This is a genomic window from Rhizobium sp. SG2393 (genome assembly GCF_042610495.1).
Taxonomy (GTDB): Bacteria; Pseudomonadota; Alphaproteobacteria; order Rhizobiales; family Rhizobiaceae; genus RU20A.
Genome location: NZ_JBHGAP010000002.1, coordinates 360,848 through 386,522, shown reverse-complemented (window position 1 = coordinate 386,522; position 25,675 = coordinate 360,848). Strand labels below are relative to the sequence as shown.

9 protein-coding genes (1 of these 9 only partly in view) are annotated in these 25,675 nt (G+C 65.7%); all 9 read left to right on the top strand.

Features of this window, described 5'->3' with window-relative positions; genetic code table 11:
- Position 1: 1 nt before the first annotated feature.
- Positions 2-1,240, top strand: a complete 1,239-nt coding sequence (locus tag ACED18_RS10440; protein WP_377291796.1) for a styrene monooxygenase/indole monooxygenase family protein — start codon at positions 2-4, stop codon at positions 1,238-1,240.
- Positions 1,241-1,429: 189 nt separating this feature from the next.
- Complete coding sequence (locus tag ACED18_RS10435) at positions 1,430-3,742, top strand: bifunctional salicylyl-CoA 5-hydroxylase/oxidoreductase (RefSeq protein ID WP_377291794.1); 2,313 nt, start codon at positions 1,430-1,432, stop codon at positions 3,740-3,742.
- Between the two features lie 7 nt (positions 3,743-3,749).
- Positions 3,750-4,562 (top strand): SDR family NAD(P)-dependent oxidoreductase, encoded by an 813-nt coding sequence (locus ACED18_RS10430; protein ID WP_377291792.1) that lies wholly within the window; start codon positions 3,750-3,752, stop codon positions 4,560-4,562.
- A 345-nt stretch (positions 4,563-4,907) separates the two neighbouring features.
- Positions 4,908-5,327, top strand: a complete 420-nt coding sequence (locus tag ACED18_RS10425; protein ID WP_377291790.1) for an acyl-CoA thioesterase — start codon at positions 4,908-4,910, stop codon at positions 5,325-5,327.
- A complete protein-coding gene (locus ACED18_RS10420; protein ID WP_377291923.1) occupies positions 5,320-5,715 on the top strand; it encodes a RidA family protein in 396 nt (131 codons plus the stop codon). The genes ACED18_RS10425 and ACED18_RS10420 overlap by 8 nt, the downstream gene beginning before the upstream one ends.
- Before the next feature lie 26 nt (positions 5,716-5,741).
- The gene (locus tag ACED18_RS10415) at positions 5,742-6,167 is read left to right on the top strand and encodes a cupin domain-containing protein (RefSeq protein WP_377291788.1); all 426 of its coding nucleotides are present in this window, start codon (positions 5,742-5,744) and stop codon (positions 6,165-6,167) included.
- Between the two features lie 2 nt (positions 6,168-6,169).
- Positions 6,170-7,018 (top strand): fumarylacetoacetate hydrolase family protein, encoded by an 849-nt coding sequence (locus ACED18_RS10410; protein WP_377291786.1) that lies wholly within the window; start codon positions 6,170-6,172, stop codon positions 7,016-7,018.
- Between the two features lie 2 nt (positions 7,019-7,020).
- On the top strand, positions 7,021-7,827 hold the full coding sequence (locus ACED18_RS10405; protein ID WP_377291784.1) for an SDR family NAD(P)-dependent oxidoreductase: 807 nt from the start codon (positions 7,021-7,023) through the stop codon (positions 7,825-7,827).
- Between the two features lie 677 nt (positions 7,828-8,504).
- Positions 8,505-25,675, top strand: partial view of a tandem-95 repeat protein gene (locus ACED18_RS10400; RefSeq protein ID WP_377291782.1) — the 5' portion only. The gene runs 14,794 nt beyond the window's last position; the window shows 17,171 of its 31,965 coding nt (coding positions 1-17,171); the start codon lies at positions 8,505-8,507; its stop codon lies beyond the right edge, outside the window.

The window sequence follows — 25,675 nt, the reverse complement described above, 5'->3', positions numbered from 1 at the left end:
AATGACGAAGACACGCACATTCACCATTGTCGGCGGCGGCCAGTCCGGCCTCCAGCTCGCTTGCGGCCTTCTGGCGGCCGGCCATCAGGTCGAGGTGGTGCAGAACCGCACGGCCGAGGACATCGCCAAGGGACGCGTCATGTCCAGCCAGTGCATGTTCGACATCGCCCTGCAGAACGAGCGCGACCTCGGCCTCGATTTCTGGGGCGAGACGTGTCCCACGGTCGATTCCATCAACTTCACCGTTCCGGCGCCCGATGGCTCCGGCAACAAGGCGATCGAGTGGAACGGCAAGCTCGACAAGCCGGCCCAGAGCGTCGACCAGCGCGTCAAGATCCCCTTCTGGATGGGCGAATTCGAACGGCGCGGCGGCCGAATGACCATCCATGATGCCGGCATCGAGGATCTGGAAGGCTATGCGAAGGCGAGCGACCTCGTCATCGTCGCGGCCGGCAAGGGCGAGATCGCCAAGATGTTCGAGCGCGACGCCGAACGCTCCGCCTTCGACAAGCCGCAGCGTGCGCTGGCGCTGACCTATGTGACGGGCATGGCGGCGCGCCCGGATCACTCGGCGGTCAACTTCAACCTCATTCCGGGTGTCGGCGAGTACTTCACCTTCCCGGCGCTGACGACGACGGGGCCTTGCGACATCATGGTGTTCGAAGGCCTGCCGGGCGGTCCCATGGACTGCTGGAAGGACGCGACCACGCCGGAGGCGCATCTGGAAAAGTCGAAGTGGGTGATCGACACCTTCCTGCCTTGGGAAGCCGAGCGCTGCCGCGATATCGCGCTCACCGACGACAACGGGCGTCTGGCCGGTGCCTTTGCGCCGACCGTGCGCAAGCCGATCGGCCGGCTGCCGTCGGGCGCGACCGTCCTCGGTCTTGCCGATGCCGTCTGCCTCAACGATCCCATTACGGGCCAGGGCTCCAACAATGCGTCGAAGGCGGCCAAATGCTATCTCGACGCCATCCTCGCCCATGGCGACCGGCCGTTTGACGATGCCTTCAAGCAGGCGACCTTCGAGGCCTACTGGAATTACGCCCAGTTCGTCGTCGGCTGGACCAATGCGCTGCTCCTGCCGCCGCCGCCGCATGTGCTGAACATCATGGGCTCGGCCCAGGCCTATCCGGATCTCGCCCGCCGCATCGCCAACGGCTTCAACAATCCGCTCGACTTCTTCCCCTGGTTCGCCGTGCCGGAGGAGGCCGACGCCTATCTCGAGAAGCTTGCGGCCTGATCCGATCCTCCCGGGCGTTTTCCCGCGGGCCGCGTTTCGACGCGGCCCGTTTCTGCTTTCGGGGCGCGCTCGTCGGCGGTTTCGGGTGCCGCAGGAAATCCGGTTCGCGGCGTCATTTTTTCCTTGACGCTTAAAGGATCGGCAGATACTTTAAGTTTAAAATAATTTGGGACTGAAGGGAACGAGAACATGCGCATCGTCTGTATCGGTGGCGGCCCGGCCGGCCTCTATTTCGCGCTCCTGATGAAGAAGCTCCATCCGGAGCATGAGATCACCGTTGTCGAGCGCAACCGCCCCTATGACACCTTCGGCTGGGGCGTGGTCTTTTCCGACCAGACCATGGCCTCCATGCAGGTCTGGGACCGCGAGAGCGCCGACGAGATCCGCCAGGCCTTCAACCACTGGGACGATATCGAGGTGCTCTTCAAGGGCACCCGGCAGCGCACCTCCGGCCACGGCTTCGTGGGCATCGGCCGCAAGAAGCTGCTCAACATCCTGCAGGCACGCTGCGAGGCGCTGGGCGTCGCGCTGACATTCGAGACCGACGTCGACAGCGACCTCGATTTCCCGGATGCCGACCTCGTCATCGCCTCCGATGGCCTGAATTCGAAGATCCGCCGCAAATATGCTGAGATCTTCGAGCCCGATCTGGTGGTGCGCCCGAACCGCTACATCTGGCTCGGCACGAAGAAGCTCTTCGACGCCTTCACCTTCGATTTCCGCAAGACCGATCACGGCTGGTTCCAGGCGCATATCTACAAGTTCGACGAGACGACCTCGACCTTCATCGTCGAGACCACCGAGAAGGCCTATGAGGCCCATGGGCTCGGGCAGATGAGCCAGCAGGAATCGATCGATTTCTGCCAGTCGCTCTTTGCCGAGACGCTCGAAGGCGCGGAGCTGATGACCAATGCCCGGCATCTGGTCGGCTCGGCCTGGCTCAACTTCTCGCGGCTCATCTGCGGCAAGTGGAGCCATTTCAACGGCAACTCCCATGTCGTGCTGATGGGCGATGCCGCCCACACCGCCCATTTCGCCATCGGCTCCGGCACCAAGCTCGCCATCGATGATGCGATCGAGCTGGCCAACCAGTTCAACAAGGCCGGCCACGGCAAGGACGCCATCGCCGACGTGCTGAAGACCTATGAGGACATCCGCCGCGTCGATGTCGCCCGCATCCAGAATGCGGCCCGCAACGCCATGGAATGGTTCGAGGTGGTCGGCGACCGCTATGCCGATACCTTGCCGCCCGAGCAGTTCATGTATTCCATGCTGACCCGCTCGCAGCGCATCAGCCACGAAAACCTGCGCCTGCGCGACAAGACCTGGCTGGAAGGCTACGAGCACTGGTTCGCCCGCCAGTCCGGTCTTGCCGTGACCGAGAATGCGCGCTGCCTGCCGCCGATGTTCACGCCCTATACGGTGCGCGGCACGACGCTTGCCAACCGCATCGTCGTCTCGCCCATGGCCATGTATTCGGCGACCGACGGCCTCTTTGACGATTTCCACATGGTGCATCTCGGTGCCCGCGCGCTGGGCGGTGCCGGTCTCGTCTTCGCCGAGATGACCTGCGTGTCGCCGGATGCGCGCATCACGCCCGGTTGCCTGGGGCTGTGGAACGACGAACAGATGGCCGGCTGGAAGCGCTTCGTGGATTTCGTCCATGCCAACAGCGCCGCAAAGGTCGGCATCCAGCTCGGCCATGCCGGCCGCAAGGGATCGACGAAGCGCGCCTGGGACGGCATCGACCAGCCGCTGGAGGCGGGCGGATGGTCGCTGCTCTCGGCTTCGGCACTGCCCTATCTCAAGCACAGCCCGGTGCCGAAGGCGATGGACCGCGCCGACATGGACCGCGTCAAGGCCGATTTCGTTGCCGCCACGAAGCGCGCGGCGGCCGTGGGCGCCGACTGGCTGGAATTCCACGCCGCCCATGGCTATCTGCTGTCCTCCTTCCTCTCGCCGCTGACCAACCGGCGCGAGGACGAATATGGCGGCTCCTACGAAAACCGGGCGCGCTATCCGCTGGAGGTCTTCGCCGCCGTGCGCGCCGCCTGGCCCGAGGACAGGCCGATCTCGGTGCGCCTGTCCTGCCACGACTGGACCGAAGGCGGAAACACGCCGGAGGATGCGGCGATCTTCGCGCAGATGTTCAAGGATGCCGGCGCCGACCTCATCGACTGCTCGTCCGGTCAGGTCTGGAAGGAGGAGAAGCCGGTCTATGGCCGCCTGTTCCAGACGCCCTTCTCCGACAAGATCCGCAACGAGATCGGCATTCCGACCATCGCGGTGGGCGCGATTTCGGAGGCCGACCACGCCAATTCGATCATCGCCGCCGGGCGTGCCGATCTCTGCGCCGTGGCGCGCCCGCATCTTGCCGACCCCGCCTGGGTGCTGCACGAGGCGGCGAAGATCGGGCTGAAGAGCGTGCCCTGGCCGAAGCAGTACATCTCCGGCAAGGGCCAGTTCGAGGCCAATCTCGAACGCGCCGCCCAGGCGCGGTGAGGCCGCCATGCCGACCCCCGATCCCCTCGTGGCTCCCCTCATGGCTCCCCTGAAAGGCCACCATGCGCTCGTCACCGGCGCCGGTTCCGGCATCGGCGCGGCCATCGCCCGCACGCTCGCGGCGGCCGGGGCGCGCGTGACGCTGGCCGGCCGGCGTCTGGAGCCGCTCGAAACGCTCGCCGCGGAGATCGGTGCGGGCGTCCATGTGCGCGACGGTTTCGACGTGACGCGTCCGGCGGCGATTGCGGTGGGGCTGGAAGCCGCGCGGGCCGCCTTCGGCCCCGTCTCCATCCTCGTCAACAATGCCGGCGAGGCGCCGAGCGCGCCCTTCGAGAAGACCACGGGGGAGATGTGGGCCCAGGTGATCGGTGTGGACCTGACGGGCGTCTTCAACGTCACCCAGGCCGTGCTGCCGGACCTGAAGGCGCGGGGCGAGGGCGCGCGCATCGTCAATGTCGCCTCCACGGCGGGGCTGACCGGCTACGCCTATGTCTCGGCCTACTGCGCCGCCAAGCACGGCGTCATCGGGCTGACGCGGGCGCTCGCGCTGGAACTGGCGAAAAAGGGCGTGACGGTCAACGCCGTCTGCCCCGGCTTTACCGATACGCCGATCATCCGGCGCGCGATCGCCACCATCGTCGAAAAAACTGGCCGCAGCGCCGATGAAGCGCTGGCCGAGTTCACGACATCCAACCCGCAGGGGCGCCTCGTTCAGCCGCAGGAGGTGGCCGACACCGTGCTCTGGCTCGCCTCGCCGGGCGCCGCTTCCGTCACCGGCCAGGCGATCGCGGTCGCCGGCGGCGAGATCATGGCGGGGTGAGGGGATGATCGGCATGTGTGCTTTTCGCAAGGATGCGATGCAGGCAGGGCACCCCCCTCTGTCCTGCCGGACATCTCCCCCGCAAGGGGAGAGATCGGCTGAACGGCTGGCCTCTTCGCCTCCATCGGTTTTGCCGGATGCTCGACGGATTCGGATCGTGAGTGCTGCCGGCTGCCGCAGGCTCCCTCTGATCTCCCCCCTTGCGGGGGAGATGTCACGACGTGACAGAGGGGGGTATCGCCGCACCGCACGGCATCAGCCGTCTCCAAGGCCTTGCGCACCCGGAAACCTCCGTGCGCGCACCGGGTGCGATCCCGCAATCACAGCATCAAGCGGAGCATGACCATGCCCTTCACCCATTCCAAACCCATGCGCTTCGGCGATTGCGACCTGACCGGGATTGCCTATCACCCGGCCTATCTCTCCATGCTGGTCGATGTGAACGAGGCGATGTTTGCCTCCTTCGGCGTCACCTGGAAGGAGCTGATGTTCGAGCGCAAGCTCGGCCTGCCCGTGGTGACCATGAACCTCGAATTCAAGAAGCCGGCCGTCTATGGCGACGTGCTGGATTTTGCCGTGCATGTGCGCGCCATCGGCCGCGCCTCGCTCGACCTCGAAACGGTCGTCACCGTCAGGGGCGACGTCATCTGGACGGTGCGCCAGCGCCTCGTGATGACATCGACCATCGACCACAAGTCCCACCCCTGGCCGGACGACGTGCGTGCCGGCCTTTCCCGCTACCTGGAGCCTTCCCATGATGCATGAAATCATCCAGCCCGACGGCTGGGCCAAGCCGATCGGCTATTCCAACGGTATCAGCGCGCGCGGCCGCATCGTTCAGGTCGGCGGCCAGATCGGCTGGGACGAGAACTGCCAGTTCCATTCCGACCACTTCGCCGACCAGGTGCGCCAGACGCTCATCAACATCGTCAGCGTGCTGAAGGCGGCCAATGCCAGGCCCGAGCACCTGATCCAGATGACCTGGTACTTCACCGACCGCGAGGCCTACAAATCGCAGATGAAGGAAATCGGCGCCGCCTATCGCGAGATCATCGGCCGCCACTTCCCGCCCATGGCCGCCGTGCAGGTCGTGGCGCTGATGGAAGACCGCGCCAAGATCGAGATCCAGGCGCTGGCCGTCGTTCCCGATTGAGAAGAGACGTCAGAGGAGGAAATCCCATGAGCAGCAAGGTTATGCCCGTCATCACCCGCAAGGGCCAGGAAGACACCGGAACCGGCCAGTCCGGCGGCTGCGTGCGCGTCTCCGGCGTCGGCCCGCAGCACACGCCCGCTACGAAGATCTGGTTCGGCAAGGTCTCCAACGATCCCGGCTACCGCTCCTATCCCCACCACCATGGCGAGGCCGAGACCGGCGGCTATGTGCTGAAGGGAAAGGCGCGCATCTATTTCGGCGAGAACTGGCAGGAATTCCTCGACATGGAGGAAGGCGACTTCATCTTCGTGCCGCCCCACTGGCCGCATATCGAGGTCAACATGTCCACGACCGAAGAACTGGTGTGGCTGACGACCCGCACGCCCGACAACATCGTCGTCAACCTGCCCGATGTGGATGACAGCATCCTCCAGGGCTTCCGGCGGGCCTGACCATGAAGCTTCTTCGCCATGGCCCGGCGGGCGCCGAAAAGCCCGCCCTTCTTGCCGCAGACGGCACGGTGCGCGACCTCTCGGGCGTGATCGCCGATCTCTCGGGCGAGGTGCTCTCGGATGCCGGCCTCGCGCGTCTTGCCGCCATCGATCCCGCCACGCTGCCGGAGGTGACGGTCGATCGCATCGGCGCCTGCGTGCCGCGTCCGGGCAAGTTCATCTGCGTCGGCCTCAACTATGCCGACCACGCAAAGGAAACCGGCAAGGCGCCGCCGGACGAGCCGATCCTCTTCATGAAGGCGAGCTCCGCCGTTATCGGTCCGAATGACGATGTCGAGATCCCGCGCGGATCGCTGAAGGCCGACTGGGAAGTCGAGCTTGGCGTCGTCATCGGCACGCGGGCGAAATACGTCTCCGAGTCCGAGGCCCTGAAGCATGTCGCCGGCTACTGCGTCGTCAACGATGTCTCCGAACGCGCCTTCCAGTCCGAGCGCGGCGGCCAGTGGACGAAGGGCAAGAGCCACGACACCTTCGGCCCCACGGGCCCCTGGCTGGTCACGCGCGACGAGGTGGCGGACCCGCAGAACCTCGCGCTCTTTCTCGACGTGGACGGCGTGCGCCGGCAGACGGGCAATACGAGCACGATGATCTTCGGCGTCGCCCATCTCGTCAGCTACATCAGCCAGTTCATGACGCTGGAGCCCGGCGACGTGATCGCCACCGGAACGCCGCCGGGTGTGGGCATGGGCATCAAGCCGGAGCCGGTCTTCCTGACGGTCGGCCAGACCATGCGGCTCGGCATCGAGGGTCTCGGCGAACAGCGCCAGACGACCATTGCAGCGAGGGACTGAGGATGAGCGAAGAAACCGGAAGCGATCCGGAACGGCGTGATTTCGCCGGCCGCGTGGTCATCGTCACCGGCGGCGCGCGCGGGCAGGGGGAGGCCGAATCCCGCCTCTTCGCCGCACGCGGCGCGGCCGTCATCATCGCCGACGTGCTGGCCGAGGAAGGCCGCGCCCTGGCCGAGGCCTTGCAAGCGGAGGGCCGCGCGGCCCGCTTCGTCTATCTCGACGTCTCCGACCCGAAGAGCTGGGAGGGCGCGGTCGCGCTTGCCCGCGACTGGAAGGGCCGCATCGACGTGCTCGTCAACAATGCCGGCATCATCAACCGCTCGACGGTCGCCAATACCGGCCTTGAGGCATGGGAGCGCGTGATGAAGGTGAACCTGACGGGCGCCTTCCTCGGCATCCAGTCGGTCGCGCCCGTCATGGCTGAGACGGGCGGCGGCGCCATCGTCAACATCTCCTCCAACAGCGGCTTTTCCGGCCATTACGACCCGGCCTATACCGCCAGCAAATGGGGGCTTCGCGGCCTGACCCGGAGCGCGGCCATGGAGTTTGCGGGAAACAGCATCCGCGTCAACGCGGTCTGCCCCGGCCTTGTCGTCACCGGGCTGAACGCCTCCAGTCCCCATCTGAAGCCGATGATCGGGATGACGCCGATGCAGCGCTCGGGCACGCCGGAAGAGATCGCCGAACTCGTCGCCTTCCTGGCATCGGATGCGGCCGGCTTCATCACCGGCGAGGACTTCGTCATCGACGGCGGCTTCACGGCCGGCGCCGCCTATCGCCGTGTCGCGACGGAAACGGGGATCTTCTAGAGCACGTCCAGCAAAAGTGCGTTAGCGGTTTTGCGTCCAGACTGCGTAAAAACAAATAGATAGAGCATTTCAGGTGCTCCCGTTTTCACCGGAAATACTCTAGGACATGTCCAGCCGAAGCGGGATCGCTGCGGCTGGACAATGCGGCAGAGCCGCCGCGCAGCATCATCGCCCAGACAGGCATGACCTCATCCGCTGCAAGAGCGCCGTCCCGGCACCCGGGGCCCCGGACGGCGAAACGCTGTCACCGTGCGTCGGGAACCGACGGATACGGCGCGCCCTCCACAATGCTAAGCAGTACCGAAGATCGCCGTCACTTTCGCCAGAGATGGCGGGGATGACAGGCAGACATGATGAATTCGGAACGTCGCGCAGGGCGGGTATCAAGGCCGCGCTCCGTCTACGGTCGCGTCATCCGCATTCTTCCCCGAGACTTTTCCTTTGCGGAAAGGAAGATACGACTTACGCTTCTGCGGCAGGAAATACTCGAATTTCCCCGCTTTTTCTTAGGGTTATCCTATACCTAATATCTACGCACAATAGAATATGCTGCTGCCTCGTTAATAAAGTCTAAAAATGGCTGCTTCTTCCCGTGGACTCTTCTGTCTCCCGCGTGCAATCTCAAGAAGAGTTGTAAGAATACGCATATTCCATTCATTTCTTCGATGGGGCAGACCATGACGGTCTTTCGGGGCGGGCGTGACAGGGAATGGATGCTGGGATCGACGGCGCTTTCGGATGCGACGGGACTGGGCGTCCCGCTGCTGAAGGCGCTGGGGCGGCATAATGCGCCGCCGCGGCCGGCAGGAGGTGTGGCAGGTGGAGCGAAGTCGCGGGCTGTTGCTTCGCGGCCGCTTTTGTCTGCCGAACCGCTCGAACCGCGGCTGCTGCTGTCGGCAGATCTTCTGCCGGGTGCGCAGGATGTGCTCCTGCGGGGGCTGGGCGCGCTCGGTGATCGGCTTGACGACCTCATTCTGGAGCCGGTTCTCTCGCAGAATGTGCCGATTATTGATCGGCCGCTGGGCGAGCTGGTGCACGCGCGCGACATCGTTGATGGTGTCAGAAGCGCGGCGTCCGACTATTTCGCCGGGATCGCCGCCGGTGCCACGGCCACTGTCGAGGGTCTGGTTGCGGAACTCGATACGCTGGCAGGTTCGCTGGGTCCTGTCACGCACACGGTCAATGGCTCCGACCACCGACTTGGCCTCTCGTTATCGGCCACGGAGCAGTTGGCAGGCCTTATTCTCGACCTTTCGGGAAGCATCCCCGATGCAGATCTGGTCACCACCGGCAACATCGCGCTTGCCGGGTCGGCGACGGCGCGGCTCGATCTCTCCCTCGGCCTTGATCTCGCCACCTCCACCTTCTTCCTCGGTTCGGCAGCGCTGGGCGCGAGCGTCGATGCCGGTGCACCTGACATTGACGCTTCGATCCGATTCCAGACGATCGACCTCACGGTCACCGACGGCAGCGCGCTGCTGCATGCCGAGGCCAGCGGCTCCTTTGTCGATCCCGACAATGCCGATGGTCGCGGTATCATCACGCTTGCCGAACTCGAAGGCACGCCGCTCGATGTCCTTTTGACGGCCTCCGTCACCGGAAATGCCAATCTGCAGCTCCCCTTCAGTTCGTCGCTCCTGCCCACGGCCGAGACCCTCGGCGTCACCTGGACGGGCGGATTGCAGGGCTCGAATGCAACGGTGAATTTCGCGCCGGGCTCGCTCCTGCAAAACCTGCTGCATCTCGATCAGGCCGACTTCGAGACGATGCTGCGCTCCTTCTTCGACCAGTTGCCGCAGATCGTCGAGCGGCTGGCCGATGCGCTGCCGAAGAACCTGCCGGTTCTCGATGATGCGCTGGCAAGCCTCTACGATCTCGCAGACAAGGTGCAGGACGCCATTGCCGCCGTCGACCAGCTCCTCGACACCGCGACCGCGACGCTGCAGCAGGTCATCTCGACGCTCGAAACCGTCACCGGTCTCGATGTCGATGCCGTGCTCGCCGCCAATGAAATTCGCTTCGCCTTCGATTTCGCCCGCAGCATCTCTACCGATCTGCCCGTCTCGATCCGGGAGACCGTGCTCGGCCAACTCCTGACCTTCGAGGGCACGGCCCATGTCGAGGGGTCTGCGAAGCTCGGCGTCGAGGTCGGCATCGACATTTCCGGCGCGCCGCTGACGCCGGCGCAGCGCATCTATCTGGTCGAGGGGGCCAATTCGGCGGCCGAACTTGCCCTTCTCGTCACGACGCCCACCCTTTTTGCCGGCTCCGCCAATCTCGGACCGGCCCGCTTGACGCTGACCAACGGGCAGGTCGCGGTCGCCGGCTCGACGGGCAATGCCATCGATACGACGAAACAGGCCCGCGCCCGCATTGGTCTCGTGGATGACCGCGTCGGCGGCACGGCCGATGGCCGCATCACGCTGGACGACCTCATCGCCGATCCGCTGGCGATCGTCGGTCCGCTGAGTACCGACATCTTCGCCCATGTGAGTGCCGATCTCGGCGCGGAATTCCTCGGCGAGGGCACACCGCCCCTGCCGATCGCCTTCGACTGGAACATCGGCGCCGGTGGCGCCCCGCAGGTGACGGTCGACAGTGGCGCGTTCAATACCTTCGTCCAGGGCGCGCTGCCGGCGCTGGTGGATGGCGCGATCAACGCGGCCCAGGCGGCCCTGATGCAGCAGCTTTCGGGCTGGTTCCAGGATCTCGGCAATTTCCTGCAGTCCATTGACGTGCTGCAGCGCGATCTGCCGCTCGTCAATGAAAGCATTCTGGATCTCATCGGCGCAAACCAGCTGCTGACGGCACTCGGCGAGGGCCTCTCGTCGGCCGCCGGTGCCGCCGGCAGCCTCACCTCCGGCTTCGGCAGCCGCGCGCAGGTCGCCATCGACAGCCGTCTGCGGCAGCTGACCGACGTACAGGCCGTGCAGGTCACGGGCGCGGTCGGCAATCTCTTCCAGGCGCTTACGGATGCCGACGCGACGCGGCTCGGCTTCTCGACGGCCGGCGACCGGCTTGTCTATTCGCTGCGCGTGGCCATCGACCAGCGAAAGGACAAGACCGTCTCGCTGACCGGCGACAGCGATCTCGCCGGCCTGACGCTCGGCGGCACGATGCGCTTCGGCCTCCGCACCGTCCTCGAAATCACCTTCGGCATCGACCTGACCCCGGATATCGCGCCCGAGGACGCGATCTTCGTCAAGGTCAAGGATCTCTCGGTGGCGCTGAACGGCGCTCTGCTGGGCTCGGCCGATGTCTCGCTCGGCATGTTCGGCAGCGCCCAGACCACGGGCGCCGTGAGCTATGACGGCGGCGTTGCCATCGCGGTCGGCGGGCGTGGGGCCACGGCCCGCGTGCTGACCATCGGCGACCTCACGGGCTCGACGGCCGAAGGCCTGATCGCCGTCAATGTCACCGCATCGAATATCGCCGGTGCGCTCAACGTGACGACGCGGCTGCCGACCGGCGCGCAACTGGCCGCGCAACTGACCTTCGGCGGCGATCCCTTCAACGGCGGTATCACCCAATTCGACTTTACCGGCCCGACCGCGGACGATCTGCGCAACCTCGTCGATTTCGACGCGGCCGACCTGATGTCGGTCCTGCGCCAGACATTGAACTGGCTGAACCAGCTCTCCGACAGCAGCTATCTCGATATCCGGCTTCCCTTCGTCGATCAGACGCTCGGCGGCCTGCTCGATCTCGGGACCAACTTCGCCGAAAGCGTCATCGATCCCTTCTTCGACAAGGGTGCCGACCTCAACAGCGCCGCCGACGATGTCTTCCTCGGCTTCCGCACCGGCGCGACCGGCCCCTCGACCATCGAGGGTTTCCGCACGCGCCTTGCCACCCTGCTCGGCATCAACGTTGCCAATCTGCCCGTCAGCTACGACGCCGCCACCGATGTGCTTTCGATCGGCCTGCAGCTCAACAACACGCTCGATCCGCTGGCTGGCGTCGGCGTTTCCTTCGCCGCCGGCTTCGGCGATTTCGCGGGCATCCGCGCCAGTGCCAGCAATCTGTCGATCGCGCTCACCAGCCAGTTCGGCCTCACCATCGCCTTCGACATGTCGGCCAATGGTCGGCGTCTCCAGGCCGTTCGGGCGCCGGTCTCCACCGGTCGCCTCACGCAGGATGCGGTCTTTGATCTCGCCGCCGGCAGCCAGACGCTTCAGGTCACGGTGCGCAGTGCCGATACCGCCAGCAATGCCGGCATCAACGATCTCGCCAGCGACCTGCGCGCCGCAATCTCCGCCGCGCTCACGGCGCGCGGGCTGGCTGCCGACGCCATCGCCGTCACCGTCGAGGACGGCAAGTTCGTGCTTGCCTCCAGCAATCCGGCCATCCCGTCGCTCAGCCTCCAGGCCGCGCTCACCAACACGGCTGTGACGCAGCTCGGCTTTACCGATCAGACCGCAGCGCCTGTGCGGGTGGCGGCGGCCGGCGGCACGCTCGCGGCCGATGGCCGCCTCAGCGGCGATGCCAGCTTCAACGTCGTCGTCGATGGTGTTTCGCTCGGCACCGTCACCGTGCGCGCCAGCGCCACGGCCGCGCCGCAGACGGATGCCCAGGGGCATGTGATCGTCCAGGGCAATGTCCGCCCCTCCGACCTCGTCACCGACATCAATGCCGCCCTGTCGCCGATCAACACGACGCTCGGCGCCCAGGGCAAGGGCATCCGCGCCGATCTCGACACCACCACCAACCGTCTCGTCTTCGTGGCGACCAACGGGGCGGTGTCCTCGATCCAGATCACCACGCCTGCTAGCGGCACGGCCCGCACCGAACTCGGGCTGGCCGCCTCGCAGACATCAGGGGCGCGCAGCGCCATCCAGCAGGGTGGTTCGGATCTTCTCGACCGCATCGCGCTTGCCGACTTCGCGCTTCAGACCGGGCTGACCATATCCGGCACCTTCAGCGCCGAGGCCAAGCTTGGTCCGCTGGAAGTCGCCATTCCCAATGCCTCGCTCAACGTCACCGGCGCCGCCGGCCTCGTCATGTCCGCGCCGGAACTGACCCTGCGGCAGTTCATCGCCAATATCTCGAGCCTCGACACCTATTTCGACCTCAACCTGACCGGATCCGGCAACTTTACCCTGCCGATCGCCGTGCGCGGCCCGCTGGCAACGCTGCTGCAGGTGCCGAATGCCACCTTCCGCATCGTTGCGGCCGATCTCTTCAATCCCTCGGGCTGGACCACGGATTTCTCCGCGACACAGGATTTCCTGCGTTTCCGCAATCTGGACTCGGCCGACTGGATCGCGCTCGTGCGCTCCGTCGCCACCTTCCTGCGCGAACTCGCCGACAGCACCGACAGCTCGATCTTCAATGAGGAAATCCCGGTCGTCGGCGTCAAGATCGGCGATGCCTTCGACTTCATCGACGACATGGCGGAAGCGGCAGAACGCTTCGCCGCCAATCCGGGCGCGGCCCTTGCCGATCTGCAGGCGCTGCTCAACAATGCGCTGCGCTCCGTTTTCGGCGGTGTGCAGGACTATGTGACGATCGCCTACAACCGCTCGACAGCGGATCTGCGCTTCACCGTGGCACTCGCGCCGACCATCGCGCCGGTCAACCTGCCGCTGTCCTTCAACCTGCAATCGCTCGGTCTTGGCGCGCTCCAGCAGCTGCCGGGCGTCGGTGCGCTGGTCCAGGTGGAGGGCGCGGGCTCGATCACGGTCACGCCGAGCGTCAATGCCAGCCTCGTCTTCGGCTTCAACCTGTCGAGCACCGATGCCGGCAATCCGCTGCTCGGCTTCATCCCCAAGCCCTATATCGACAGCGCCACGGGCATCGAACTCGGCCTGCTGGTGCGCAACAATGCCGCCCTTTCGGTGCGCGCCAACATCGGCCCGCTCAGCGCCGAACTGAAGAGCGCGGCCGGCAATATCCGGTTGTCGTCAACGACCGATGCCAACGCGCCTGCGAGAATCCGGCTAGGCTTCTCCAGCGTCCAGCCGCGATACTATTTCACCGAACTCGGCGATCTCGGAAATTTCAACTATTCGGGCATTGGCGGCAGCCCCATCACGCTCACGCTCAACGGTCTGATCGACACGACGATCGAGGTCTGGGTGGGCGGCGAGGACAAGGGTGACATCATCTTCGATGTCACCAACCTCCAGAACTTCTTCACGGCGCTTCTGCAAGGCGGCAACAGCACGCAATACGTCTCCGTACAGGTGCCCGACCTCAGCAATCTCTTCTCCAACCTCAACCTGCTGAACTGGCAGACGATCGTCGGCGGCGTGAACGCCTTCCTGGACTCGCTGGAAGACATGTTCGCGGGCCGCATCTTCGGCCAGGATATCCCTGTGGTCGGAGATGCGCTGAAGTCCGTTTTCGGCACCAACAACCAGGGCGCCCAGAACTTCATCCGCGACCTCAAGCGCGATTTCAACGCCCTGCTCGGCAACGGCCTTGCAACCGCCCTTTCCGAACTCGATACGACCCTGACCAATGCCCTGCGCCCTGTGCTGAAGGGACCGGCCGACAGCGCGGTCAAGATCTTCTTCAAGATGCCGGGCGATGCCGGTTACACCGAGTTCAACGGCCAGAATGTTGATCCGATCCAGGTCGAGGATGTCCGCGTCGATATCGATCTCGGCTCCGTCATGGAGATCAACAGCGGCATCGGCTTCGATATCGGCCTGCCGGGCCTCGGGCTCAAGGTGGACGAGGCCTCCTCCGTGGCGTTCCGCCTGCAGTGGGGCGTCGCCCTGTCCTTCGGCATCGACCGCAACCGGCACTTCTACATCCGCACCGATAAGCAGAACGAAGTGAGCGCGGAGATCTTTGCCGGCGTCGGCGACCAGTTCTCCATGCTCGGCGAACTCGGCTTCCTGCAGTTGACGCTGACCGAGGACACCGGAAACGACGTACCGCCATCGGGCGTCAGCGGCACGCTCGGCATCGACCTGCGCGGCGGCGGCCCGGATGGCAAGCTTTACCTCGCCACGGCCCTTGACGATCTCGATGTCGCCGTCACCGGCTCGCTCATGGCCGATCTCGATTTCAACGCCCGTCTCGGCATCGGCTTCGAGCGCCTGAGCAATGGCAGCTTCGGCGACAGCAGCCTCTTCCCGAGCATTGAGGGTGAACTGCGCCTGCATTTCAACGTGCTGCAGCCGAACGATTTCTCCTTCGGCCTCAACGACCTGCGCCTCAACTTCGGCGAATTCGTCAATGAATTCCTCGGCCCTGTCGTGCGCGACATCCAGAAGGTGCTGGAGCCGGTCAAGCCGCTCATCGACTTCCTGCGCGCGCCGATCCCGATCCTCTCAGACTTTTCGGGCGATCCCGTCACCATCCTGTCGCTCGCGTCGCAGATCCCCGAACTCCAGTCGGTCACGAAATTCATCGAGGCCGTGGGTGTCGTCTCCGATATCGCCGGCCTCGTCGGCAATGTCGGCAACAACATCTACATCGAGATCGGCGATTTCAATTTCGGCGGCTTCAACCTCAGCCTGCCGCGGGGCGTTGCCGGTGGCATGCCGCTGAATGCCGGCACCTCCACCTCGCAATTCGCCTCGTTCCTCAGCAGCGCCCAGAGCAGCATGGCCTCCAGCCTGCATGCGACGCCCTGGGCCTCGATCCCGATTCAGGATGATTTCGGCATCAGCGTCCCCTTCATCCAGAACCCGGCAAGCCTGATCGGCCTGCTCTTCGGGCAGACGGTGGATCTGATCGAGATCGATCTGCCGACCTTCTCCTTCCCCTTCCAGTTCCCGACGATCACCATCCCGGTCTATCCGTCGCCGCCGATCACGCTCGCCTTTACCGGCAGCCTCGAATTCCGCATCGACCTCGCCTTCGGCTACGACAGCTTCGGCCTCAAGACCTATCTTTCGAAGCCGGAAGCCTCGCGCGACCTGACGGACCTTCTGCTCGGCTTCTACATTTCCGACGACCCGCGCAATACCGGGGGCGATCCCGCTGAAATTACCATGACGGTGAGGGCAGCGCTGACCGTTTCTCTCGATTTCGGCATCGTCGCAGCTGGTGTGACCGGCGGGATTTTCGCCACCGTCGGGCTGAACCTCCACGACGTGCCGGATGCCAATGGTCAGACCGACGGCAAGCTCCGCGGCAACGAGATCATCGATCTGCTGAACCAGGGTCCGATCTGCATCTTCGACGCCGAAGGTGGAATCGGTTTCTATCTCGACCTGACCCTGCGCTTCGGCATCGGCCCGTTCAGCGTGACGCTGAACGTTCCCTTGATCCCGGATACGACGATCGTTTCCTTCAGCGCCGAGCTCTGCGGCCCGCCGCCGCAACTCGCGACGCTCGAATCCGATGGCACGCTGAAGCTGAACATCGGCGATCGCTCTGCCTATCGCAACCATGGCACGGGCTCGACCGACGACAATGCCAACGACGATTACACCGTTCGTTCGCTGGGTAACGGCCTGGTGCAGGTGGAATCCCAGGGCATCAAGCAGACGTTCGGCCAGAAGTCTGACGACCCCCTCATCCGCCGCATCGTCGGCCATGGCGGTGGCGGCAACGACCGGATCGTGGTGGAAGGGTCGCTCCGCAAGAAGGATGGCGAAGCCGTCGAGATGGAACTCGATGGCGGCGCGGGCGATGACGAGCTCTGGGGCTCGGAAGGCAATGATATCCTGACGGGTGGCGCCGGCCGCGACCGCATCTTCGGCCAGGGCGGCAACGACCGCATCGCCGGCAATTCCTTCACCACCGCAGGTGATGCGAATGAAGAGACGGAGATCGATGCCGGCGTCGGCGACGACACCATCTATGGCACGGCCGGCCGTGATCGCATCACCGCGGGCGAAGGTAACGACCTCATCTTCGGTGGCGCTGGCAGCGACGACATCAATAGCGGCGCTGGCAATGACCGCGTCTATGGCGGTGCCGGAAACGATCTCGTGGTCGGCGATGTCGGCAATGACCGCGTCTATGGCGGCGCGGGCAACGATCTCGTGGTTGGCGGCGGTGGCCGCGACACGATCTTCGGCGATTTTGAGGAAGCTTTCAACGACGCGACCGCGACGGTGCTTTTCGGCGCGCCGAACGTTGCCTCCGAGGGCGACGATGTCATGTTCGGCGATCGCTATCTGCCCGATGGCGATGCCGCGCGCCATAGTGCCCAGATCCAGGCACGCTTGGGTTCTGATGTCGACAGCCTGTTCGAAGCCGTCCGCGCCCATACCGGCGACTACGAAAACGGCGACAACGACGTCATCAACGCCAATGGCGGCGCTGACCTCGTCTTCGACGATTACGGTGACGATCAGGTCGATGCCGGCACCGGCAGCGACATCGTCTATACCGGTCGCGGTCTGGACACCGTCTATGGCGGTTCCGGCAATGACGAGATCCGCACAGGCTCCCAGCGCGATTTCGTCTACGGCGGCGATGGCAATGACACGATCTTCGGCGGCAGCGGCGATGACGAGTTGCGCGGCGAGGCCGGCCTCGACACGATCGACGGCGAGAGCGGCCTCGACCTGATCTTTGGCGGCCTTGATGCCGATACGATCCGTGGTGGCACGGGCATCGATACGATCTATGGCGACAGCGGCAACGACGACATCCACGGCCAGGAAGGCAACGACATCGTCGATGGCGGTGATGGCAACGACGCGCTGTGGGGCGACGCCGGCAACGACACGCTGTTTGGCCAGTCCGGCGACGATACGATCCGTGGCGGCACCGGCAATGACCTGATCTCCGGCCATGCCGGCCTGGACCTGCTCTATGGCGATGACGGCGACGACACGATCGACGGCGGCAACGACCGCGACCTGATCTTCGGCAACCTCGGCAACGACACGCTCTACGGCCGCAGCGGCAACGACCAGATCGACGGCGGTGGCGGCCGTGATCGCATCGAGGGCAATGATGGCGACGACCTGATCTTCGGCCGCTCCGGCGAGGACACGATCTCCGGCGGCGCGGGCGCCGACGAGATCTGGGGCGGTACGGAAAACGACACGATCGGCGGCGACGCCGGCAATGACCGCATCTTCGGCGAGGCGGGCGAAGACCTCATCAATGGCGGCACCGAAAATGACCTGATCTTTGCCGGCGCGGGCGCGGACCGCGTGTTCGGCGATGCCGGCAATGACGAGATCTGGGGCGAGGCGGGCACCGACCGCATCGAGGGCGGTTCCGGTCTCGATGCCATTCACGGCGGCGACGACAACGACCTGATCTTCGGTCAGGACGATGCCGACACGATCTGGGGCGATGCCGGCGAGGACGAGATCCGGGCCGGGAGCGGCGACGACACCGTTTTCGGCGGCACGGGCCGCGACCTGATCTTCGGCGATCTCGGCGGCGACACCCTGCGCGGCGAAGAGGGCGAGGACACGATCGAGGCGGGTGCCGGCGACGACTTCGTCTATGGCGACGCAACGCCCGACCGCACGGTCGGCGGCTTCGACGACATCCTGCTCGGCCAGGACGGCAACGACACGATCGAAGGCAATGGCGGCAACGACCTGATCTTCGGCCATCTCGGCAACGACATCATCTACGCCGGCACCGGCAATGACCGCGTCTTCGGCGATGACGGTACCGATACGCTCTTCGGCGAGGACGGCGACGATCTCGTGGAGGGCGGCGAAGGGGCCGACAGCATCGATGGCGGCGCCGGCCTTGATGTGCTGCGGGGCCAGGCGGGGGCCGACAGCATCGTCGGCGGCAGCGAGGATGACGACATCGACGGCGGCACGGGCGACGACACGATCGACGCCGGCAGCGGCGACGACCTCGTGCTCGGCGGTGCCGGCAACGACACGATCGATGCGGGTATCGGCCAGGATCTGGTGCGGGGCGGCGAAGGCCGCGACACGATCCGCGGCGGCGAGGGCAATGACCGCCTCTTTGCCGACCGGGGCATTGGGGACCGCATCGAGGGCGGCGATGGCGACGACGAAATCCACGGCTCGGATGACGGGGCATTAATTGAAAATGACTTCGACGATGCCCTGCGCTTCGGCGACGTGCTGCTCGGCGGTGCCGGCCACGACCTGATCTACGCCTATGGCGGTGCCGACGACATCGATGGCGGCGATGGCTATGACTTCATCGACGCCGGTGCGGGCAGCGACCGCGTGGTCGGCGGCCTCGGCCGTGATCGTATCGAGGCCGGGTCCGGCGATGACCTCGTCTTCGGCGATCTCGGCGATGGCAATGCAACGCTGGGCGATGACGACGTCATCTTCGGCGGCCGCGGCAACGACACGATCCGTGCCGGCGGCGGTGCGGACCGCGTCCATGGCGGCTTCGGCACCGATACGATCTTTGGCGACGACGGCGACGATACGCTCTTTGCCGATTATGGCGGCGGCACGATCCGCGGCGGTGCGGGCGACGACATCATCACCGGTGCCGACGACGATGCGGACCTGCTGTTCGGCGATGCCGGGCGCGACCGGCTGTTCGGCCTTGCCGGCAATGACCAGATCGCCGGCGGTGCAGACGACGATATCGTCGATGCCGGCGCAGGCGACGACACCGTCGAAGGCGGTCTCGGCCGCGATGTCCTGATCGGTGGCTTCGGCGGCGACACGCTCTACGGGCACCAAGCCAATGGCCTTGGTGGCGATGCTGCACCCGACATCCTCTATGGTGACACGGGATCGGGCGCGCAGGCCGGCGATGGCAATGACCGCCTCTTCGGCGGTGCCGGCAACGACCATCTCTTCGGCGAAGGCGGGACCGATTTCCTCGACGCCGGAGTGGGCGTTTCCGACGTGGCCGATACCGGCGAGAATGCCGCATACGTCGCGGGAACGGCGAGCGCGCTGCCGCTCCGCGTCGAAGCATACCCCTACGACGCGGCGGACGCGGCCAGCCTGCCGCAGGCCGTTCCGACGCGCGGTTTCTGGGTCGATCTCGCCGGCCCCGCAGGTCTTTCCCTGGTCGGACCCGGCCAGACGACGGCCGATGCGGACGGCTTCGTGCAGCTTGCCAGCGGTGCGCTGGTGCGCGGCGACGGCTCCGTCATTCCGAGCGATTACGCCCTTCTTCTCGGGCGCGGTTCGACCGTCATCGGCGATGGCTCCATCCGTCCGGGTGACGGCACCGCCAGGCCCGGCGATGGCGCGATTGTCGCCGCCTCTGGCATCAGCACCGCGCTCCCCGGCCAGAGTTTCGCCGACGGCATCGTCACCGCTTCCTCGATCGTGGCCGGTGCCGACGGGCAGTACGTGGCGTGGTCCGATCCGCGTGGCGGCGGCAGTGAAATCTATGTGGCGCGCCTGTCCGGCGGTGCATGGACCGCCGTCGGACTCAGCGCCTTCGCGGGCGGCATTTCGGGCACGACGACCGCCTCGACTGCGCCGACGATCGCGCTCGACTCAACCGGTGCGCCGGTCGTTGCCTGGATCGAGTCCAACGGCGATAACCGCACGGAGGTCAGGGTCCTAAGATACGATAGCGCCACCAACAACTGGCTGCCCTTGGCAGGCTCCATGTTCGCCGGCGGCATCAGCGGTACGGGCAGCATCGATCGCGTCGATCTCGTGACGACCACATCCGGCGTTGTCGCGGTCTGGCGCGATTCCACCTCGGGCAGCGACCGGCTGTTCGCCAAGCGCTTCAACGGCACGGCCTGGGTCGAAATCGGCACTGGCAGCGCCTCCGGCACGGGGCTCGCCACGAGCACGGATCTGTCGGGCGGCTATGCCGTGACGACCGATGGCACGCGGATTGCCGTGGCCTATGGCGAGAAGGTCGGCGACGACCGCCTGATAGCCGTTCGCGAATTCAACGGGACGGTCTGGGCGACGCTGCCCGCCGTCGATGGCGGCGCCCTTGCCGGTGCCGAACGCGTGACGGGCGAGCCGTCGCTGGCCTATTTCGGCGGGCACCTCTACGCGGCATGGGCAGAGCAGGTGCCGGGCACCGAGCGGCTTTCCACCGACCGCGCCAGCCAGATCTATGTACGCGCCTTCACCGGCTCGGCCTGGGCAGAGGCCGGTGCCGGCAGCGCCAGCGGACGCGGCGTGTCGCAGGCCGTTTTCGGCGCCGTCTCGCCGAAGCTTGCCGCCGGCGCAGCCGGCATGACGCTGACCTATGTCCGGCAGGATCTCGCCGGTGCCGCCCGCAGCCTGACGCTGGATGCGCTGCGCTGGACGGGCACGGCCTTCGTGCCGCAGTTTGCCGGCAATGTCGGCGGTGCCGGCATTGCGGCCCTGCCGGTTTCTTTCGCCGGCTACGATCTCTCGGTCGATGCATCGGGCCGCCCCTTCGTCACCTGGACGGGTGCGGAAGCCGGCCGCTTCGGCATCTTCGTCAAGGGATCGCCGAGCGCCGCTGCACGCCTGTTCACGGCCGATGCCACAACCAGCGTCCAGTCCATCCTCGACAGCCAGACGCTGGTGGCGGGCGACGTGATCATGCTCGCCGACAATGCGACCCTGGCCGGCTTCACGGTCACGGCGGCTGATTCCGGCGTCGCGATCGTGGCAAGCCGGACCGCCACCATCTCCGGACCGGTCACCATCGACGGTGCCGCGAACGTCATCCTGCAAGGCCTGACGATCACGGCCGGCGTAACGCTGCGCAACACGACCGGCGTGGAACTGACCGGCAACACGATCACCACCGTCGTCATCGAGGGCGGCAGCAGCAACCGCCTGTTCGGCAATGCGCTCGTCGCGACCGCCGCAAAGCCGGCGCTCGGCTTTGCCGGAACGGCGACGACAGGACTGTCGGTGGTCGGCAACAGCTTCACCTCCGTCTCTGCCGGCACCGCCATCGCCATCGACAGGGCCATTACCGGTCGCATCGAAGGCAACGTGTTGCGCACCGGCACGGTCGGCATCGCTATCACCGCCGCCTCTGTCATCGAGATCACCGGCAACGACATCGGCTATTCCGGCACGGGCGTCTCCTACCGCGCGTCCGCACGCCTGAATGGCAACGTCATCCACCACAACGCCGTCGGCCTCGTCTCCGATGTGGCCGATCCGGCAGCCGCGCTGGGTTACGGCGTCGGCGCCTCTGCCAATACGCTGAGCCAGAACGGGGTCGGCCTCAGCCTCCAGGGCGCAGCCGTGACGGGCCAGCGCATCGTCGGCAACACCACCGGCGTGACGGGAAGCGGCGTGCTGGGCGGGCTTGATGCGGCGCGCGCCAACATCATCGAGCGCAACGGCGTCGGCGTCTCCGCCTTCACGGGCACGATCAGCTTCAACCGCATCGGCTACAGCGAAACGATCGGCATCCAGGCCTCTGGCGGCCAGCGCATCCTCCACAACGTGATCTACCGCAACGGACAGGCCGGCATTCTCGTGACCGGCAGCACGACGGATGTGCGCATCGGCAACAACACGGTCTATGCGAGCGACGCCGGCGCGGATGCGATCCGCCTTGCGGGCTCTGCAAGCAATGTCGAGATCGTCGGCAATATTCTCTGGTCCGAGGCGGGAACGGCGATCTTCGTGGAGAACACCGCCCAGTCCGGCTTCTTCTCCGACTACAACACGCTCTATGCCGGGGAGACCGGCGCGCTGGTTTTCTGGACGCGCTCCTTCGTCGATATCCTCGACTGGCAGGCCGATGTCGCACGTTTCGACCTGCACTCGGTCGGCCGAACCGTCATCGATCCCGGCTTTGCCCGCCCGGCCTTTGCCGATCTCGCCCGCAACGATTTCCGCATCATCGCGCCGGCCGCCGGCCAGCAGGCCACGAGTCCGTCCGCACTCGGCGGCGATCCCTTCGGCCGCTTCCTCGGCCTGCTCGACGGGCTGAACCTGCTCGAAAATCCCGGCTTCGAGGCCGGCCTCACGGGCTGGACCACCAATGTCGGAGCCATCGTCTCCACCAGCAATCCCGCGCCTTACAATGGCGCCCGCGCCTTCTCCGGCGGTCTGTCGCAGGCGATCGGCTCTGCCGCCCAGCAGATCAATCTGCTTGCGCGCGGCTTCACGGCAGCCGAGATCGACACCGCCGCCCTCGAAGTCGTCTTTGGTGCACGTCTGTGGTTGCAGGCAAGCGCCAATGATCAGCTGGATGCGGCCGGTATCCGGCTTGTCTTCCGCGATGCGTCCGGCAATGCCATCGGCGATCCCGTAACGATCAGCCAGACCATCGCCGAAACGCGCTGGAACCTCCTGTGGGACCGCCTGCGCCTGCCTGCCGGCACGCGCTCCATCGACTGGAGCTTCACGACCACGCGGCTCGGCTCCGCCAATCCCGTCTATCTGGACGATGCGATGCTGGCCGTCGTGCCGCGCACGCTGGCGACGGCGCAGGGCGCCTACGCCTCCGAAATGCAGGTGCATGCGGCCACATCGACGCTCAGGTTGCGCTCGCCGGATCTTTACATCGACTGGGAAGTCGATCGCCTGAAGGCCATCCGCTGGGACAGCACGGGCCCGCTCACGGGAACGCCGGTGCGCATCGAACTCTGGCAGGACGGTCCGGATGGTCCGGCCTTCCGGTCGGTGATCGCCGCGCAGACCCAGGACGACGGCGAATTCATCTGGATGCCGGCGCAGAACGGCGTCGCGGCAGGCGAGAAGGGCCTGCGCATCAAGGTGCTGCGCGTCGGCGCGCCCGGTGTCTTCGACCTCACGACCGAAACCTTCTCCGTGCCGGAGCTCGGCAACACCTATTACGTCGATGACGGGTCCAACAACGGCGACGTGTTCACCCCCGGCGCCATCGGCTCGAACCGCAACACGGGCAAGCTGGCCACGGCGCCGAAACCGAACCCGGTCAATGTGCTGCGCACCTATGATCTCGTCGCCGGCTCAACCCTCTTTATCGATACCGGCGATTACCCGATGATCTACGGGATCACTGTATCGGGCCAGTCCGATCTCGGTGCCGGCATCGGCATCGAGGAGGGCTTCTCGACCCTCGGCCCGAGTGCCGAGGGTGCCGTGGCACGGCTCTATTCGGCCAACGCGTCCGTTCCGCTCGATGCCCTCGTGGACATCACGAATGCCGACTTCATGACGATCGGTCACCTGACGCTCGAAAACGCCAGGCGCGGCCTGCGTGCCGGCGGCGGCAGCGACGACCTGACGATCGGCAACATCACGGTCGAAGGCTTCACCGCCGAAGGCTTCTCCATCGATACCCAGTCCGCCAACCGCAGCTTCAGCCATCTGGTGGCGCGCGGCACCGGCAATGTCGGCTTCAACTTCGCCGGCTCGCTGGGATCCCTCAGCGATATCGTCGCCACCGCCCGCCAGCAGGCCGTTCTCGTCAACGGCAGCATCGGCTCGATCGAGAATATCGAGGTCTACGGCGCGGCGACGGGCCTCGAGGTCTACGGCAGCATTGCCTCCTTCCGCACTGTCTATGCCCATGACAACACGCAATTCGGCGCCTATCTGACGCTGTCCGGCGGCAGCACCATCGAGTCCAGCCGCTTCAGCAACAATGGCCGCTACGGGCTCTATGTGAGCGCCAGCGGTGCGGGTGTCGCCAATCTCGTCACCGTCGGCGCCAACGACCTGACGCGCCGCGCGGGCAACCTCGTCGAAGGCAGCGGCCTCTACGGCATCGGCGCCGGCAGCAATGTCGATATCGTCGGCAATGCCATTACCGGAACCGCCGCGCAGTTTGCCATCCAGGCGAGCTCCGGCCGTGTGGTCGACAACCTCGTCTACGGCAATGCCAACGGCATCACGGCCACGGGCCTCGTTGCCGGCAACCGCGTCTATGGAACGGGGACTTCCAATGCATCGGGCGTGGGCATCGACGCGCGCTCCGGCGCGGTCGTGCGCGCCAACACCGTCTATGGCCAGTCCATCGGCATCCGTGTCGCCACCGGTTCCGGCGCCGATGTCGTCAATAACGTGGTCTATGGCAATGCCACCGCCGGCATCACCGTCGATGCCTCGCTGAACACCGACATCCTCAACAACACGGTCTACCAGCTGGCCGGGTCGGCGATCTTCCTTACCGGCAACACCAGCGGCACGGTGCTGACCAACAACATCATCGTGGCGCTCAATGCGCTGGGCATCGTCGTTGCCAATTCGGCCCAGGGCGGCTTTGCCTCCGGCTTCAACATCTTCCAGGTCGGTCCCGGCGGACAGGCAGGCCAGTGGCAGGGCTCCAACCGGCAGTCGCTTGCCGCCTGGCGCCTCGCCAGCCAGCAGGATGCCACGAGCATCGACACCGATCCGCTCTTCATCGATCCCGATGGCGCCGACAATGTGCTGGGCTACGCGTCTGCCTCTGCCGACGGCAGGGACGACGATTTCCACGTGCAGAGCGGCAATGGCAGTTTCGCAGGTGGCCACCTCTCCGTCGTGCGCGATCTCGTCACCGGTCTGCCGGTTCGCCTTGCGACACCGGTTGCCGTGCCGCAGGGCGGAAATTCGCCGGCTGTCGATCGCGGCTCTCCGGCCACGCCGGTCGGCGCCGAGCAGCAGCCGAATGGCGGCTTCGTGGAGGTCGGCGCCTATGGCGGCACCGCGCAGGCATCGCTCAGCCCCGAACGCTACATCCGCGTCTTCGGCCCCAATGGCGGCGAAACCTTCCAGCAGGGCCGGACCGTCTCTGTCGATTGGCGCTCGTCGGGCATCAATGCAGCGACCGTCGATGTCGAGGTCTCGCGCGACGGCATTACCTGGATCTCGCTTGAAGACGATGGCGCCAATGACGGTCATCTCGACTGGGTGGTTGCGCCGGGCACCTTTGTGCCGGGCAGCTACCAGCTGCGCGTCACCACCTCCGACGGGCTCCTCAGCGACACATCCGACACGCCCTTCACCGTCACCCTGCCGATCCGCATCTACTATGTGGACGATGCGTCGAACACCAATGACGAATATACGCCCGATGCCGTCGGCAATGATGCCAATGACGGCCTGTCGGCCCTGACGCCTAAAGCCTCCATCCAGGC

Excerpts from the sequence above, each read along its gene's own strand:
- ACED18_RS10420 (WP_377291923.1), top strand. The coding sequence starts at position 5,320 with ATGCATGAAATCATCCAGCCCGACGGCTGGGCCAAGCCGATCGGCTAT.
- ACED18_RS10440 (WP_377291796.1), top strand. The coding sequence starts at position 2 with ATGACGAAGACACGCACATTCACCATTGTCGGCGGCGGCCAGTCCGGC.
- ACED18_RS10415 (WP_377291788.1), top strand. The coding sequence starts at position 5,742 with ATGAGCAGCAAGGTTATGCCCGTCATCACCCGCAAGGGCCAGGAAGAC.
- ACED18_RS10425 (WP_377291790.1), top strand. The coding sequence starts at position 4,908 with ATGCCCTTCACCCATTCCAAACCCATGCGCTTCGGCGATTGCGACCTG.
- ACED18_RS10435 (WP_377291794.1), top strand. The coding sequence starts at position 1,430 with ATGCGCATCGTCTGTATCGGTGGCGGCCCGGCCGGCCTCTATTTCGCG.
- ACED18_RS10405 (WP_377291784.1), top strand. The coding sequence starts at position 7,021 with ATGAGCGAAGAAACCGGAAGCGATCCGGAACGGCGTGATTTCGCCGGC.
- ACED18_RS10430 (WP_377291792.1), top strand. The coding sequence starts at position 3,750 with ATGCCGACCCCCGATCCCCTCGTGGCTCCCCTCATGGCTCCCCTGAAA.
- ACED18_RS10410 (WP_377291786.1), top strand. The coding sequence starts at position 6,170 with ATGAAGCTTCTTCGCCATGGCCCGGCGGGCGCCGAAAAGCCCGCCCTT.